The organism is Pseudarcicella hirudinis, assembly GCF_900115665.1.
Lineage (GTDB): Bacteria > Bacteroidota > Bacteroidia > Cytophagales > Spirosomataceae > Pseudarcicella > Pseudarcicella hirudinis.
The window spans coordinates 136,773-153,758 of record NZ_FOXH01000010.1 but is presented as its reverse complement, the minus strand read 5'-3'; the positions used below and the strand labels follow the sequence as shown (position 1 = coordinate 153,758).

The following is a 16,986-nucleotide window of genomic DNA, read 5'->3' as shown; positions in this document are numbered from 1 at the left end:
AAAACATGAAATAGCGTTTAGAAATATGAAAATTTCACTTAATTGGCTTAAACAATTTATAGAAATAAACGAATCTACCCAGGAACTGGACAACCTTTTGACCGGAACTGGTCTGGAAGTGGAAGGTATCGAAGAACACGATGCCGTACCGGGTGGGTTGAGAGGATTTGTAATCGCTGAAGTACTTACCTGTGAACGTTTCCTTGTTAAAGAAAAACAATTAAGCCTTACAACTGTAAATATCGGAACGGATACTCCTGCTCAGATTGTCTGCGGTGCGGCTAATGTTGAGGCAGGGCAAAAAGTGGTTGTAGCAACTGTCGGTACTACGCTGTACGGAAAAGACGGACAAGCCATTTTCACAATTGATCGTAAAAAAACCTACGGACATTTTTCTGAAGGAATGATCTGCGCTGAAGATGAACTTGGTTTGGGTAATTCTCATGACGGAATCATGGTTTTAGACACTGATTTACCAAACGGAACACCTGCCGCAGAATATTTTAAACTGGAATCGGATAAAGTTATTGAAATCGGACTTACGCCGAACAGAGCTGATGCTGCTTCTCATCTTGGTGTAGCAAGAGACATTAAAGCCGTAACCGGACGTGAAATCATCATTCCTTCTGTTGAATCCTTTAAAGTTGATAACCAAAATTTCCCGATTGAACTGATCGTTGAAGACGCTGAGGCTTGTCCTCGTTTTTGCGGACTTACGATTGATGGAGTAACGGTTAAGGATTCTCCGGAATGGTTACAAAAATACCTGAAAACAATCGGTCTTCGTCCTATCAACAACATTGTTGATATAACGAACTTTATTTGCCACGGACTTGGGCAGCCAATGCACGCTTATGACTGGCATGCCATAAAAGGGCAAAAAGTTATCGTAAAAACCCTTGAAGCCGGAACGAAGTTTAAAACGCTGGATGAAGTGGAGCGTACTCTTTCTGCGACTGATCTTATGATTTGCAATGCAGATGAGCCTATGGGAATTGCCGGAATTTTCGGTGGAACAAAATCAGGCATAAAAGATGAAACGACAAGAGTCTATCTAGAAGTTGCCTATTTTGATCCCTCTTCTGTAAGAAAAACAGCGATGTTCCATAGTTTAAAAACGGATGCATCTTTCCGTTTTGAACGTGGCACAGATCCTAATCTGAAACTATATACCTTAAAATACGCAGCACTTTTAATTCAGGAACTTGCGGGTGGCGTAGTTGCTTCTGAAGTAAGTGATTTTTATCCGGTTCCGGTTGAAGATTTCAAAATAGAGGTTTTATACAAAAATATTGACCGCCTTATCGGTAAAAAGCTTGAAAAATCTCTGATTAAGTCGATTCTTCAGTCTTTGGAAATTGAAATTACCGGGGAAACTGAAGATGGTTTTCTGGCCATCGTTCCTCCTTTCCGTGTGGATGTTACCAGAGAAGCAGATGTTATTGAAGAAATTCTGAGAATCTATGGTTTTGACAATGTTGAGCTTTCTGAAAATCTGGGAACAGATTTCCTGTCGGCTTTCCCTGCTAAAGACCGTGATAAATTACAATTAAAATTAACCCAGATTCTGGCGGCAAATGGTTTCAATGAAATTATTACCAATTCATTGACCAAACCTTCTTACAGTGAACTGATTAAAGGAGAATTGGCCGGAGAAAATGTTGAAATACTTAACAAGCTTTCTGAAGACTTAGGTGTTATGCGCCAAACGATGTTGTTCTCAGGATTGGAAGTATTGGCCTACAATATCAATCGTCGCCAAAAAGACCTTAAAATGTTTGATTTTGGTAAAACTTACCATAAAATCAACGACAAATATGTTGAAAAACGTCACCTGGCCTTATTTGTAACCGGAAATACTGATGCAGAGACATGGCAGGTAAAATCTGAAAAAGTTGCATTTCATACCTTAGCCGGAGCTGTGGCAAAAGTATTATACAGCCTTGGCTTACGTAACTTTGAAAGCAAACCTCTGGAAGACTCTGTAACGTTTGAGTACGGTTTATCCTATACGCTCAATAAAAAAGAAGTGGTTCGTTTAGGTCTGGTAAAAGCTAATCTGGCTAAAAAAGCTGAAGTAAAACAAGCCGTTTTCTTCGCAGATTTTGACTGGGATTATTTATTCAAACAACATTCAGATAAAGCTGTTTTCTCTGAATTACCTAAATTTCCGGAAGTACGCCGTGACCTTTCTCTGGTATTGGATAAAGCAGTTACTTTTGACCAGATTCAAAAGCTTGCCCGTCAGTATGAAAAGAACCTGTTAAGTGCTATTAACGTATTTGATGTATATCAGGGAGATAATCTGGGAGAAGGTAAAAAATCATATTCGGTAAGCTTTATCTTACAGGATTTTGAACAAACTTTAACCGATAAAGTAATTGATAAAACAATGGAACGTCTTATGGGTGCTTTTGAGAAAGAACTTGGTGCGGTAATCAGAAAATAACCAATAAAATTTCTTACAAAAGGGTATTTCCGGTTGATTCGGAAATGCCCTTTTTTTATTCAATAGCCAGAACAACTTCTGGTTATTTGCTACATTCCTTAAAACACTGCTGTTCAAACTTCTGAACCTTTTTAAATATTTATTCTACAATTCTTTCTATTCTGCCATCATTAATCTGGACTTATTATTACTTTTCTTTTAAAGAATTAGATATTTTCTGGTTAATACCTCATACTTTTTACACAGTTATCACATTATATTTATAAAATTTATATCTGACGATTCCACCCTCAAATAGATATGTCCGAAATTTTCAATTTTTCAATAAATTCAGGCAAAAGAAAGACCTTTGATGCCATTGTCATCGGGAGCGGTATCAGTGGCGGGTGGGCTGCAAAAGAACTATGCGATCATGGGCTTCACACGCTTGTGCTTGAGCGGGGACGAAATGTAGAACATATCAGGGATTATCCTACTGCAACACTCAACCCCTGGGAATTTAAGCATCTTCAGCAATTACCGCTGAAAACTTTACAGGAAAACCCAATCATTAGCCAGGCAGCAGGTTATGGGGAAGATACCCAGCATTTTTTTGTAAAAGATGCCGACCATCCATATATACAGGAAAAGCCATTTAATTGGGTCAGAGGTTATCAGGTTGGTGGAAAATCATTGATCTGGGGGCGAGCTTGTCCACGCTGGAGTCCATATGAGTTTACATCACCTTCCCGTTTGGGATATGGAATGGAATGGCCCATCAGATACAATGACATTGCTCCCTGGTATGCTCATGTTGAAAAATTTATAGGGGTTTGCGGCAATAAAGACGGCGTTGAAACAATGCCCGACGGAGAATTTTTACCACCTTTTGATTTCAATTGTGTAGAAGAATCCATGAAATCAAAGATCAATGCCAGGTACACAAACCGCCATATGGTACAAGGCCGCTGGGCTCATGTTACCAAACCTACCGACCTGCATGCCAGACAAGGCAGAGCCTTTTGTCAGGCTCGTAATAAATGCATGCGGGGCTGCCCTTACGGCGGATATTTCAGCAGCAATTCATGTACTTTACCCTGGGCATCCAAAACAGGAAATTTAACGATTTACCCACACTCCGTTGTACATTCTATTATTTACGACGAACATAAGCAAAAAGCGGTCGGGGTGAAAGTTGTGAATAGCGAAACCAAAGAAACAACTGATTACTTCGCTAAAATCATTTTCTTAAATGCCTCAGCCCTGAATAGCACACTCATTTTACTGAATTCTACCAGTAAACGCTTTCCAAATGGCCTCGGAAACGATAGCGGAACGCTGGGAAAATATGTTGGTTTTCATAATTACAGAGGAACTATTAGCGGGGATATAGAAGGTTTTGAAGATAAATACAGTTTCGGCTATAATCCCTCGGAATGTATGGTTCCTAATTTCAGGAACGTCAGGAAACAGGATACCGGTTTTGTGGGTGGTTATATGGCTTTTATGGGAGCTAACAGAGGACGGGGCTCAAATACAAACGAACCTTTTGGAGCGGATTTTAAGGAAGCTATGACTAAGCCCGGCCCCTGGAGTGCTTATATTTATATGCAGGGGGAAACCATCTTAAAAGAAAGCAATCATGTCTATCTGAGTAAGACTGAAAAAGATCAATGGGGGATTCCCTTATTGGTAACCTCTGTTGGCTACGATGATAATGACGAAAAAATGACAAAAGATTTCCTGGAACAAGGTTCAGAAATGCTTGAAACGGCAGGGGTTAAAAACATAGTAGCGAGTGACAGACATTGGCCGCCTGGTCTGGATATTCACGAAATGGGGGGTTGTCGAATGGGCGGGGATCCTGAAACTTCAATGCTTAACAAATGGAATCAATTACATGCCTGTAAAAATGTATTTGTCACAGACGGAGCCTGTATGACAAGTACAGGTATCCAGAGTCCTTCAATTTTTTATATGTCGCTAACCGCCAGAGCGGTTGCTCATGCAGCCAGTGAATTAAAGAAAGGAAACTTATAGCTTCCTTTCTTTACAAAGATTATAATTCTGTAAATTCCATCCAGTATCCGTCCGGGTCTTTCAGGAATATCTGCGGAACACCATCCGGTCTTAATTTAGGGCCCATAAATTCCAGGCCTTTATTTCGCAGAAATGCTTCGCATTCTTTGATAGACTCAACTTCTACTGCAAAATGGTTTCGTCTTGAACTGCTTGATATCTCTTCGTCGGTTCTTCCATCAAGTAAATGAAGAGACTGCCTGCTGCCCAGTTTATACCAGGCTCCTCCGAAATCAAAAGCGGGGCGTCTGAAATCCTGTTCTAATTCAAGCGTTTCTCCATAAAATTTCATGCTAACCCCCACGTCTCTGACATACAAGGCAACATGATTGATTTCTTTTATCTTCATAAAATTAATGTCAGAACACAAGAAGCAGGGAAAGCGTTTTTTAACGCCTGCTGATATCCTGTTTCTCAAAGTCTAAAATCTATCGCTTTGGCAAGGTTGGCATTTTCATTTTTCCATCCTGAACCTTGTTCATCATACGCATCATTTTACGCATATCCTCAAATTGTTTCATCAGGTTATTCACTTGCTGAATTGAGGTTCCTGAACCAGTGGCAATACGTTTCTTGCGTGAAGGATCAATAATATCCGGTTTTTTACGTTCAGCAGGAGTCATTGACTGAATAATGGCCTCTATCGGTTTGAACGAATCATTGGAGATATCAACATCTTTAACGGCCTGACCCATTCCCGGAATCATTCCCATCAAATCCTTGATGTTACCCATCTTTTTGATTTGCTGTAACTGAGAATAGAAATCATCAAAACTGAACTGGTTCTGGCGAATTTTCTTGTTAATTCTTTCCGCTTCCTCCTCATCAAAAGCCTGCTGAGCTTTTTCAACCAAAGAAAGTACGTCACCCATACCCAAAATACGGCTGGCCATACGATCAGGGTAAAACTGATCCAGCGCTTCCATTTTTTCTCCGGTAGAGATAAACTTAATCGGCTTCTCCACAACGTGGCGAATTGAAAGAGCAGCACCACCACGTGCATCTCCATCCAGTTTGGTCAGAACCACCCCGTCAAAATTCAGACGATCATTGAAGGTTTTAGCGGTATTTACCGCATCCTGACCAGTCATTGAATCTACTACAAATAAGATCTCTGTAGGTTTGATGGCTTCTTTTACGGCTGCAATTTCATTCATCATTGCCTCATCAACTGCCAAACGGCCGGCGGTATCGACAATAACTACTTTTTTACCCATTTTACGGGCATATTCAATACCATTCTGGGCAATAGAAACAGCATTTTTGTTCTCAGGTTCTGCATAAACCTCTACTCCTACCTGCTCTCCAAGTACTTTCAACTGGTCAATAGCCGCAGGACGATAAATATCGCAAGCTACCAAAAGAACATTTCTTCCGCCTTTTTTGATATGCTGTGCCAGTTTACCTGAGAAAGTAGTTTTACCTGAACCCTGCAAACCTGCAATCAAAACTACAGCAGGATCACCTTTCAGGTTAATATCTTTCTTTTCACCACCCATTAAGCCCGTCAGTTCGTCATGAACGATTTTGACCAACATCTGACCTGGCTCAACTGCAATCAGGATTTTCTGCCCTAAAGCTTCTTCCTTGATTTTATCGGTAATTTCTTTAGCTACTTTATAGTTAACGTCGGCATCCATAAGAGCCTTACGTATTTCCTTCACTGTTGCCGCTACGTTTACATCCGTAATACGCCCCTGACCTTTCAGCGTACGGATGGCGGTATTGAGTTTACTGCTTAGATTTTCAAACATTGTTGGTTATGATTAAATAACAATATCGCAAAGTTACAAAATTACCTCCAGAATTCTCCAAAAGCTTAGCTTTCCGAATGAGGGACTTACTGGATTTCTGTTGAAAATGGTTCTATTCAAAAATAATTGTTTTGTTACCATGAATAAAAACCTTGTCTTCAAAAACTAATTTCAAGGCATTTGCCAGTACAATTTTCTCCACATCTCTTCCGGCCTGAGCCATTTCCTGAGCAGTTTTTGAATGATTTACCCTGATAATGTCCTGATAAACAATTGGTCCTTCATCCAGGTCATCGGTTACAAAATGTGCCGTGGCTCCGATAATCTTTACTCCTCTCTGATAGGCCTGCTTATACGGATTTGCTCCGATAAATGCCGGTAAAAATGAATGGTGAATATTCAGAACCTGATTTTTAAATTTATCAGTAAATTCCGGTGTCAGAATTCTCATAAACTTAGCAAGAACCAGATAATCAGGATTATAACTTTTTACCAGTTGCTCTATGGCTGATTCATGCGCCTCTCTGGAAATTCCTTCCGCCGAAACATGATGAAAGGGGATATTGAATTTTTCGGTCAGCGGGCGAAGTGTATCATGATTTCCGATCACTGCCAAAATATTGAAATTCAGATCTTTATATTCATTTCTGATTAAAAGATCACTCAGACAGTGATGTTCTTTTGTCACTAAAACTACTACATCTTTAATCTGCTTTGTAATAAGCTCTATAATAGCTGATTGCGGTAAAATCCCTTTTAATCCGTTTACAATTCTGTCAGGATCACAATCTCCCGAGAACTCGGTTCTCATAAAGAAATAGTCATTTTCCCGATCTACAAACTCATCATTTCTGATTACACTTAATTCATTATGGTAAAGGACTCCGGTAATTTTATGCACAAGCCCTTTTTCATCCGGACAGGCAATTCTTAGAATATAATCAATCATCAGGGCTTATTAAATTTTCTTTGAGAAATGATAGCTGTCAATATTGAAACCTTTATTCAGATAAAGTCTGTGAGCTGTATGTCTGGCCGGGCCGGAATCCAGCGTAACACATTGACAACCTTTTTCTTTTGCCAAATTTACCACATAATCCAGTAATTTCCCTGCAAAACCTTTTCCTCTTGCTTCTTCCACGGTGGAAAGGTCATCAATATAAATCTGTTTTCCGTTATAGAGCATTTGCAGATACCTGAAACCTATCGCAGCAACAGCTTTTTCATTTTCTTCAATAAAAGCAATCTGATATCCTTCGGAAAACATTTCCATAACTTTGTCAGCAAAATCTGCTTCTTTCAAATGAGGTCTTAATAAATGTAAAACCTCCCAGCATTTCAAAATATCTTCTTTACTCTGAGCAATCCGGATCATATCATTTATAAGTTTATTCTGGTTTGAATATATGCTTAATTAAAAACTCTTCTCATTTTCCCATACGCTACTCCATCCTTTTCCCAGGTTTCAGAAACCACCTCAAAATCCTGTCTCTGGTAAAAAGGGAAGGCCGATACCCGGGCATTACACCAGAGTTCTTTCAGTTCACGTTTCCGGGATTCTGTGACAAGAAAGGCCAGAAGTTTTGCACCATATCCTTTGCCTTGCTCTGTTATTTCGGTAGCAAACTTCCGAAACTGTCCTACTCCGTCTTTTACAAAAAGTGAAACCACGGAAATCAGGTTTTCCTCCTCAAAAAGGCCAAAATGAATACCATTAAAATCTTCTTCCAACTGTACATAACTTGCCGGCATATCCGGCCACATAACACGATGCCTGATCGGCCAGGTTTCAGAGGGAGTAATTTCTCTAATGGTTATCATGATATTTATCAGTTTAAAACCCAAAGTTAATAATTCAATTCCTTAAAAATGACACAAATAACTCTTTCATCAGTAAGCAATTCTCAAAAACAGTGATTTCAGCAAAAAGAATTTTTTCTGGGTAACAATTCATTGATTACCTTTGCCCAAAATTCATTTTAATTTATTTTTGAAAACTATCAGTAACCGAGCTGTATAAATTCTAATTTGCTGTTCAATCATGGAAAAAATTAAAGTTGCAAATCCCGTCGTAGAGCTTGACGGGGACGAAATGACCCGAATCATTTGGAAATTTATCAAAGACAAATTGATTATTCCTTACTTGGATGTTGATATCAAGTATTATGACTTGGGCATGGAATATCGTGACGAAACTAACGATCAGGTTACAATTGATGCCGCAGAGGCTATCAAGAAATATGGTGTTGGTATCAAATGCGCTACCATTACACCTGATGAAGCCCGTGTAACGGAATTCAACCTGAAACAAATGTGGAAATCACCAAACGGTACCATCCGTAACATTCTGGATGGAACGGTTTTCCGTGAGCCGATCGTCTGCTCAAATGTTCCAAGATTAGTTCCAAACTGGACAGCTCCTATCATGATTGGTCGTCACGCTTTTGGTGATCAATATCGTGCAACTGATTTTCTTACCAAAGGAAAAGGTAAATTGACAGTTACATTCACTCCTGAAGATGGTTCAGAAGCTCAGAGCTTCGAAGTATTCAACTTCAAAGGAGATGGTGTTGCTTTAACAATGTATAACACTGACGAGTCTATCCGCGGATTTGCCAATTCATGTTTCAACATGGCATTGAGCAAAGGATGGCCTTTATATCTTTCAACTAAAAACACCATCCTTAAAAAATACGATGGCCGTTTCAAAGATATTTTCCAGGAAATCTACGAAAACGACTTCAAAGCTAAATTCGAAGAAAAAGGAATTGTTTATGAGCACCGTCTGATTGATGACATGGTAGCTTCTGCTTTGAAATGGAATGGTAATTTCGTTTGGGCCTGTAAAAATTATGACGGAGACGTTCAGTCTGATACCGTTGCCCAGGGTTTTGGTTCATTAGGTTTGATGACTTCTGTTTTGGTTACTCCGGACGGACAGACTATGGAAGCTGAAGCAGCTCACGGAACAGTAACACGTCACTACCGTGATCACCAGGCTGGAAAACCAACTTCAACTAACCCGATCGCCTCTATCTTTGCCTGGACACGTGGTTTGGAATTCCGTGGTAAACTAGATGGAAACGAAGCTTTGATCAATTTCTGCCAGACTTTGGAAAAAGTTTGTGTTGAAACTGTTGAATCAGGGAAAATGACTAAAGATTTAGCTGTTTGTATCCATGGTAACAAAGTAACTCACGGTGAGCACTATTTGTACACTGAAGAATTCTTAGCCGCACTTGACGAAAACCTGAAAGTTGCTCTGGCTAAGTAATCATAAATACCTTATTGTTTTTTAAAAGCCATTCTTCGGGATGGCTTTTATTTTTAGAAATCCTTCATTCATTTCAGTTATTCTGCCATTCGTTTAATTTCTTATCTTAAATTTTATCAAATCAATTAAACTTTTTTTTGTTAAAGCCGTAACTTGTAAATTGCACTGTCTAAGCAAAAATCTATGTTGACTCATCTGCAAATAAAGAATTACGCATTAATCGAGACGTTAGAACTCAGACCTGATACTGAATTAAACATTATTACAGGTGAAACCGGTGCCGGAAAATCAATTATGCTCGGCGCTATCGGTTTACTTCTGGGAAACAGGGCGGATACCAAAACGCTCTTTAACCCTGAAGAAAAATGTGTGATTGAAGGTGAATTTAATATCTCCGGATATGCCATAAAGACTATTTTTGATGAAGAAGAACTTGATTTTGAAGAGGTCTGCATCATCAGAAGGGAAATTTCCCCGCAAGGAAAATCCAGAGCCTTTGTAAATGACACCCCCGTCAATCTTGAGACACTGAAAAGAATTACTTCTCAGCTGATGGATATTCATTCCCAGCACGACACCTTGCTATTGGGTGCCAATGAATACCAGCTTCAGATTGTTGATACTTATGCCCAGAACAATCATCTTTTTGAGTCTTACAAATCTGAATTTCTGTTATTCAGTAAATCTCAAAAAATTTATACCGAGCTTTTATCCGAAGCAAAAGAAAGCAAGAAAGAGTTTGATTACAATGCTTTTCTCCTTGAAGAACTGGTAAAAACCAAACTCAAGGATGGTGAACTGGAACTGCTTGAGCAGGAATTAAACATCCTCGAAAACGCCGAAGAAGTAAAATCTAAACTTCAGCTTTCAGCAGAATACCTTAGCAATCCTGAACAATCCGTTATTTCCTTTCTGGGAAATACTTTATCCAATCTCAATAGCATCAGTACTTACGGAACTCAGTTCGCAGCACTGAAAGAACGGGTGAACAGCTGTCTGATTGAATTGAAAGATATCGCAGATGAAGTGGCCGGCGAAGAAGAAGCGGTTGAACTTGACAATGAGAAAATTGACAGCCTTCAGGAAAGAATCAGTCTGATTTATAATTTACTGCAAAAACATCAGGCAAGAAATATCAGGGAATTACTGGAAATACAAGCTGATTTACAGCAAAAAGTCAGTAAAGTTCTGAATATTGATGAGGCTATTGAAAAAGCCAGGATTAATACCGAAAAAGCCGAAAAGGCCATGCTGGAACAGGCAGAAGCCTTATCTGAAACCAGACTTGCTGTTTTGCCGTCGATTGAAAATGAGGTAGCATCCCTTCTTCATGATCTTGGAATGCCAAATGCCTCTTTAAAACTTGACAGCGAATTAGTGAAACCCGGACTTACCGGAATCAATAACATCAATTTCTTGTTCTCTGCTAATAAAGGTATCAAACCTCAGCAACTGAAAAACGTAGCTTCCGGCGGAGAATTCAGTCGTTTGATGCTGGCTATCAAATACATCCTGGCAGATAAAAGAGCCTTGCCGACAATTGTTTTTGACGAAATCGATACAGGCGTTTCCGGAGAAGTTTCAATAAAGGTAGGAAATATGATGCGTGATATGGCTCGTGGACATCAGATTATTGCAATAACCCACTTGCACCAGATAGCTGCTCAGGGAAATGCTCATTATTTTGTATATAAAGATAATTCATCTGTCAAAACGGTTTCTAAAATAAGAAGGCTGACAAATGATGAGAGGGTTATGGAAATAGCAAAAATGATTGGTGGAGAAAAACCTTCTGCTGCTATCATTGAAAATGCCAGAGAAATTCTGAATAACCACCTGATATCAAAAACCTGAGAAGGTTCAGGGTTTTCAGACAAGATATAACTCAGATTTTATAATCAATGAATCTGAATACATTAATCAAAACCAACTAAAAACCGGATCCGGATAAATAATAAATATCCGGATCCGAAATTTACTGATCGAAAATATGAAAAAGATTCTACTACTTTCGGTATTTGCTTTTGCAGTTTCTGCCTGTAACAACCAGTCAGAAAGCAATAATCAAGAGAGAAAGCTTATTGAGGATGTTATGGCAGTACACGACCAGGTGATGCCCAAGGGTGATGAAGTGATGGCTTTAAAAAGTACATTGGATAGTATAGCAAAAGTATCTCCTGACTCCGTTACAGCCTTAAAAATCATCTCTGAGCTGGATTCAGCAGATAACAAAATGTCTGACTGGATGGCAGCTTATAATCCTGATCTGGTAAAAGGTAAAAGTCATGAAGAGGTAATAAAATATTTTGAAGGGGAAAAAGCAAAAATTACGGAAGTAAAAAACCTGACAAACTCCAGTATCGAAAAAGCAAAGAAATTTCTAAGTAAATAAAAGCGGATTGAAAATGCGGGAATTGAAAAAAGTGAGAAGAGCAGGATTAAGATCCTTACTCTTAATGTCTGTTACTTATGCCAGCCTTTGGGTAGCAGGTTGTTCTGAAAGCAAAAGAGAATTACCAATTCTCGGCCAGAAAGACACTAAAGTGAAAATGGTTGACGGGAAAGAAGTAATTGACACCATTTATCATCAAATTCCTGATTTTGAATTCCTTAACCAGGACTCCGTTCTGATTTCCCAAAAGAATTTTGCCGGTAAAATATACATTGCTGACTTCTTCTTTACTACCTGTCCTACAATTTGTCCGAAAATGAAAACTCAGATGTTGAGAATTTATGACAAATATAAAGACAATCCTAAAGTGGCTATTCTCTCTCACACCATTGACCCTCGTCATGATACGCCGGGTGTTTTAAAGGAATTTTCAAAAAACCTGGGTATTTCAGGTAGTCAATGGCAGTTTGTTACCGGAGATAAAGCTAAAATTTATGAACTGGGGCAAAAAAGCTATATGGTAACGGCCACTGAAGATAACACACAACCAGGGGGTATTGTACATAGCGGAGCCTTTATTCTGGTTGATGAAAATCGCCATATCAGAGGTATTTATGATGGAACACTTCCTGAAAAAGTAGATGTGCTGATGAAAGACATAGACCTGCTTTTGGATAAGAAACAGTAATTTTTGATTTACATTTCAATTGATCTCTTGTGAAATATTTCCCATTTTTATTAGCCTTGGCTGCTCTTTTCAGTGCCTGTGACAGCAAGGAAGATTTGAAGAAAAAACAATACTATGTAGAGGGAATGGAACTCTATAAGACGCATTGTGCCAACTGTCATCAGAATGATGGAAAAGGCCTGGTCGGACTTTATCCCCCTCTCGCCGGTTCAGATTTTATGTTAAAAAATAAAGAACTGGTCATTTGTGCCATCCGGAATGGATTATCTGACACAATTGTAGTAAATGGCAAAACCTATCATCAGCCAATGCCTCCAAATTCTCAGCTACTGGCATTGGATATTGCCGAAATATCTACCTATATCTATAAACAATGGGGTAATAAAGAAGAGATAACCGAAACGAAAGAAGTAGAAAAAATCTTAGAAAAGTGTAAAAAGAAGTAGTAACCAATTCTAATCTTCCCTATGTGACCTATATGCCTATGTGGTTACAAGAATAAAAAGAGCAGCTGATTATAACTCACTCTATATGAATATGTCTATGTGATTACCTACTGGGGAAGGTTTTTAACACTTACAACACCCGTTACTCTTCTTAAAGTGTATTGCGTAAAATCCTGGTTCGCATCCATACCTATTCCATGAAGCACCTCTTCTCTGGTATAAACATCTACAGGTTTATCCGTATAAACCCTTTTCTGGTCAGGATTCCAGATAAGTTCATCCGTTTTAAGTGTCTCTCCTTTTAAGGTATTATTAATTACAACATGTCTGTAAACCTTATAAAGATTGGATGACCGGAAATAGCGGGCAGAATCACCCCTCAGATTAGTCGTTTCATTCCCCAGACGGTCATAGAAAAAAATCTTTACTTCTTTAGGATACACCCTGTCATCATTGGGCATAGTCAACTGCTTTTCCGTAACCATTCTCACAATAAGTCGTGCAGAGTCGCTATAGGTCATGTTGATCCCATCCAATTCAGAAAGCGGTCCTTCGTATAACTGAATTTTCTTCTTATGGTTTTCCTCTTTACAGGAAACCTGTAAAAAAGTTATTCCTAAAAAAATGATGAAAAAGAATAGATTCTTCATGAATTGTTACTCAAAAAAAGAATGCCAGACTTGCAATAAGTCTGACATTTAAAATATGCACACAATTTGTTAAAACCATTAGTTGATTTTCACTTTCTGGAACCATTGGTCACTAAGTGTAAATCCGATCACAAATTTATGGTATTGTTCTTCCAGCTTGTTATCACTTAAATTACCTCGTTTTCCGAAAACATAAGCAACATTGATATAAGACAGATTTCGCAATGGCAGTGAAACCCCCATTGTTATATTCATATCCTTAGTAACAGCACCAGTATTCACAAAATCATAAGGTGTCTGAGCATAACTAGCACCTATCCGATACTGAACTCTTTTGAAATAGTTTGAAATCGAGTTAAAATCCGGTGTAAATTCTCCACCGATCGCTACTTTGTAGCTATCTTTCAGCACCTGAGGCTCATCCACCAGAGTTGTATAAGCTGCCCATTTTGTATAAGAAAAATCTGCTGAAACCAACCATTTCGAAGGTCTCTCCAAACTTAAACCTAATCTGGCTGTTCTGGGTGCTTTAACTTTCCCACTGGTCATATTATTGATGGTATCAGCATTAATCTGCGTAACGCCATCAGCACCATAAATAGCATAACGCTTTAATCTGGTAGCTTTCAGGTTTGAAGTTAAGTCTAAAGTACCTGCAACATTCAGGAAAAGATCCTTCTTCAACTTCGGTCTCCACACAAATCCTGCTTTAAAAGAAACATCCGAATAGTTTGTACGATCTTCAAGACGCACCTGATAATACTGATTATCACTTAAATCCTGAGAAGTGATATTACGGTTCACCGCCCCGAATAGATATCCGATCTCCAGACCTAAATAAATCTCTTTCCCAACTCTGTAACCATTTGACCAAAATGCTTTGTTTATCCCGCCCGAACCCTTGTAGGTATAAATAAGGCTATCTGTTCCGATCAGGTTCAAACGACGGATAGATCTTGTTTCATAATCTACTGTACTGTAAGGAATTAAACCCAAAGAACCAGTCCATCTTGAAGACAGCGGCAGGGTAAGAGAAATAGAATTATAGTTACCTCCGAAGATATTCTGTTTCTGACGGTAGTTCTGCATCGATTTATATTCACCGTTTACACCTACTTCAAAAACAACATAGCGGTTGCGGGCTAAAAGAGCCGGGTTAATTAAGTTAGCATAGATTCCATTAGCGTTGGCAACACCCAAACCTCCCATCATCTGGTTTGTAATAGATGATCCGTCATTTAATTCTCCAAGACCTAAATAAGACAATGGTGAGTTTACTACCTGAGCAGTGGTACGAATTGAAAGTAGTGTACACTGAAGTGTGAATAGCGCTAAAACTATAAATTTTACTTTTACCTGAAATCTATTTTTCTTCGACATTATATGCTAAAATTCTATTAAGGCCCACCAAAACTAATTCTGGTATGACAAAGTTCGGGTATTTTATGCGGGTTTCAAAAAAAGGAGCGTCTCCTCCGGTAAAAACGACGTTAATTTTTGTTAAAACCCCCTCATATTGCTCAATTATTCCATTAATTTCTGCTATGAGTCCGTTAATAACTCCACTTTGCATAGCAGTTTTCGTACTTTTCCCTATAAGCGGCGGGATGCCTTCGGGTTCTAATAACGGTAAACGACTCGTAAAAGTATTCATAGCCTTAAATCTCATCCGCATTCCCGGGGAAATAATTCCCCCATGAAAATTATTTTCAGCATCAATTAAATCATAGGTAATGCAGGTTCCCATATCAATCACAAGACAGTTATCATCAGGGTACAAAACCTTTGCTCCTATGGCCGCAGCAATCCGGTCTGCACCAAGAGTTTCGGGGGTATCATACAACTTTGTCAGGGGTACAGCCGTTGTATTTTTAAGCAGGAACACTTTTGAGGTGATTTCTGCAAACTCTTTTTGAAGTTGTTCCTCAGGATAACTGACCGATGAAATAATAATATTTTCCGGCCGGATACTGCTTACATAATCGACAAGCTCCCGGTAAGTGAGCTTCCAATGTATTTCTTTTAACAAATTTGCTTCAAAAAATCCCGTTTTGGCATAGGTGTTTCCTAAATCGATGCTAAGGTTCATTTTGATGAAATGAGCGTTAAATGTAGTTTTGTTTAAATTATCACAATGTTTAAAGTTATGAATTTACTAAATGATTTTCTATCCCGTGAATTTCTGGAAAACCCTTTAAGAAATTATCTCTGGTTTTCAGCCATTTTAGTAACAGGATTATTGCTAAAAAGAGTCCTTTCAGTACTCCTGAGCAGGTTTCTTTTCAGGTTTATCAACAGTGATCAGGTAGCTGTCAGTGAATGCATTGCCTTACTCAGGAAACCCGTAGAATTCCTGATTACGCTTTTAATTATCTACCTTGCTTTTCATTATCTGGTTTTCCCCCCCAGCTGGCAGTTTGCTACAATAGATGAATTTGGTATTCGTTTAATCCTTGCACGAACCTTCCAGTGTATTCTGATCGGAGCTATTTCATGGATTATCATCAGAGTTATCAAATTCTTTGCCCTGATTTTTCTGCGTAAAGCTGAACTTACCGAAAGTAAACTGGATGACCAGTTTGTTCCTTTTTTCAGAGATCTTGCCATTGTTTTCGTAGTCGTGGCTACCGGATTTGTCATGTTGGGACGAGTTTTCAATATCGACGTAGTAGCACTTATTACCGGACTTGGAATAGGTGGTCTGGCTATTGCTCTGGCTGCCAAAGAAACCCTGGAAAACCTATTTGCTTCATTTACTATTTTCCTTGATTTACCTTTTACAGTAGGAGATGGTGTACAAATCGATAAAATTTCCGGAGAAATTGAAAAAATTGGTTTCAGAAGTACCCGGATCAGAACACTGGAAGGAAGTCTGGTAACAATTCCGAACAGGTTATTGACTTCCCAGGCACTTGATAACCTTTCTAAAAGAGATTACAGGAGGGCTAGATATCTGCTTAAACTCAGATTGGATACACCCGTGGATAGTTTGAAAAAAGTCATTGCTGACATACAGCAAATTATTGATGCAGACGAACTGACAAATCAAAAGCAAGGTGGGGTAAGATTCGAAGGTTTCAGTGAAAATTCTGTAGATGTGCTGGTTATCTATTACATACAAACCCAGGATTACTGGAAATCACAGCAAATCAAGGAAAATATCAATTTTGAAATCATGAAAATTCTGGAGAAAAATGAGGTACAATTCGCTTCTCCGTTAATCGCCGTTCATACAAAGGAGTAAACAAATCAATGCCCGGTGAGAAATATACGAA

16 protein-coding genes are annotated in these 16,986 nt (G+C 38.8%); 8 read left to right on the top strand and 8 right to left on the bottom strand.

From position 1 onward, the window contains the following. Positions 1–25 precede the first annotated feature (25 nt). Positions 26–2,449 carry a phenylalanine--tRNA ligase subunit beta gene (gene pheT, locus BM179_RS16895; RefSeq protein ID WP_092018333.1) on the top strand — a complete coding sequence of 808 codons (2,424 nt, stop codon included), beginning with the start codon at positions 26–28 and terminating at the stop codon, positions 2,447–2,449. A gap of 300 nt (positions 2,450–2,749) precedes the next feature. Then, positions 2,750–4,468 (top strand): GMC oxidoreductase, encoded by a 1,719-nt coding sequence (locus tag BM179_RS16890; RefSeq protein ID WP_092018332.1) that lies wholly within the window; start codon positions 2,750–2,752, stop codon positions 4,466–4,468. Positions 4,469–4,487: 19 nt separating this feature from the next. On the opposite strand, the gene BM179_RS16885 is transcribed toward BM179_RS16890, so the two are convergent. The 5 genes from BM179_RS16885 to BM179_RS16865 all read right to left on the bottom strand — a co-directional run bounded on the left by BM179_RS16885 (position 4,488) and on the right by BM179_RS16865 (position 8,082). Then, entirely contained in the window at positions 4,488–4,856 is a 369-nt protein-coding gene (locus BM179_RS16885) for a VOC family protein (RefSeq protein WP_092018331.1), read from the bottom strand. 79 nt (positions 4,857–4,935) lie between these two features. Continuing rightward, positions 4,936–6,261: a signal recognition particle protein gene (gene ffh / locus BM179_RS16880; RefSeq protein WP_092018330.1), complete on the bottom strand. Its 1,326-nt coding sequence runs from the start codon at positions 6,259–6,261 to the stop codon at positions 4,936–4,938. Between the two features lie 112 nt (positions 6,262–6,373). Further along, on the bottom strand, positions 6,374–7,210 hold the full coding sequence (purU, locus tag BM179_RS16875) for a formyltetrahydrofolate deformylase (RefSeq protein WP_092018329.1): 837 nt from the start codon (positions 7,208–7,210) through the stop codon (positions 6,374–6,376). Positions 7,211–7,219: 9 nt separating this feature from the next. Further along, positions 7,220–7,636, bottom strand: coding sequence for a GNAT family N-acetyltransferase (locus BM179_RS16870; protein ID WP_229632970.1), 417 nt, complete (start codon positions 7,634–7,636; stop codon positions 7,220–7,222). Positions 7,637–7,671: 35 nt separating this feature from the next. Then, positions 7,672–8,082: a GNAT family N-acetyltransferase gene (locus BM179_RS16865; RefSeq protein WP_092018327.1), complete on the bottom strand. Its 411-nt coding sequence runs from the start codon at positions 8,080–8,082 to the stop codon at positions 7,672–7,674. Positions 8,083–8,302: 220 nt separating this feature from the next. Here BM179_RS16865 and BM179_RS16860 point away from each other — a divergent pair, with 220 nt between their 5' ends. The 5 genes from BM179_RS16860 (at position 8,303) to BM179_RS16840 (ending at position 13,061) form a co-directional block, all read left to right on the top strand. Further along, a complete protein-coding gene (locus BM179_RS16860; RefSeq protein WP_218159240.1) occupies positions 8,303–9,535 on the top strand; it encodes an isocitrate dehydrogenase (NADP(+)) in 1,233 nt (410 codons plus the stop codon). A gap of 183 nt (positions 9,536–9,718) precedes the next feature. Beyond that, entirely contained in the window at positions 9,719–11,389 is a 1,671-nt protein-coding gene (recN, locus tag BM179_RS16855) for a DNA repair protein RecN (RefSeq protein ID WP_092018325.1), read from the top strand. A 136-nt stretch (positions 11,390–11,525) separates the two neighbouring features. Further along, positions 11,526–11,927 (top strand): hypothetical protein, encoded by a 402-nt coding sequence (locus tag BM179_RS16850; RefSeq protein WP_092018324.1) that lies wholly within the window; start codon positions 11,526–11,528, stop codon positions 11,925–11,927. Positions 11,928–11,940: 13 nt separating this feature from the next. Then, a complete protein-coding gene (locus BM179_RS16845; protein ID WP_310586954.1) occupies positions 11,941–12,615 on the top strand; it encodes an SCO family protein in 675 nt (224 codons plus the stop codon). A 29-nt stretch (positions 12,616–12,644) separates the two neighbouring features. After that, positions 12,645–13,061, top strand: coding sequence for a c-type cytochrome (locus tag BM179_RS16840; RefSeq protein WP_092018323.1), 417 nt, complete (start codon positions 12,645–12,647; stop codon positions 13,059–13,061). 107 nt (positions 13,062–13,168) lie between these two features. On the opposite strand, the gene lptC is transcribed toward BM179_RS16840, so the two are convergent. From lptC to BM179_RS16825, 3 genes are all read right to left on the bottom strand, one after another. Then, positions 13,169–13,711, bottom strand: a complete 543-nt coding sequence (gene lptC, locus BM179_RS16835) for an LPS export ABC transporter periplasmic protein LptC (protein ID WP_092018322.1) — start codon at positions 13,709–13,711, stop codon at positions 13,169–13,171. Between the two features lie 78 nt (positions 13,712–13,789). Next, positions 13,790–15,091, bottom strand: a complete 1,302-nt coding sequence (gene bamG, locus BM179_RS16830; protein WP_092018321.1) for a BamG family beta-barrel-assembly machinery protein — start codon at positions 15,089–15,091, stop codon at positions 13,790–13,792. Further along, positions 15,075–15,800: a type III pantothenate kinase gene (locus BM179_RS16825; RefSeq protein ID WP_092018320.1), complete on the bottom strand. Its 726-nt coding sequence runs from the start codon at positions 15,798–15,800 to the stop codon at positions 15,075–15,077. Before BM179_RS16825 ends, bamG begins: the two co-directional genes overlap by 17 nt. A gap of 57 nt (positions 15,801–15,857) precedes the next feature. Here BM179_RS16825 and BM179_RS16820 point away from each other — a divergent pair, with 57 nt between their 5' ends. Continuing rightward, positions 15,858–16,955, top strand: coding sequence for a mechanosensitive ion channel family protein (locus tag BM179_RS16820; RefSeq protein WP_177219432.1), 1,098 nt, complete (start codon positions 15,858–15,860; stop codon positions 16,953–16,955). Positions 16,956–16,986 lie beyond the last annotated feature (31 nt).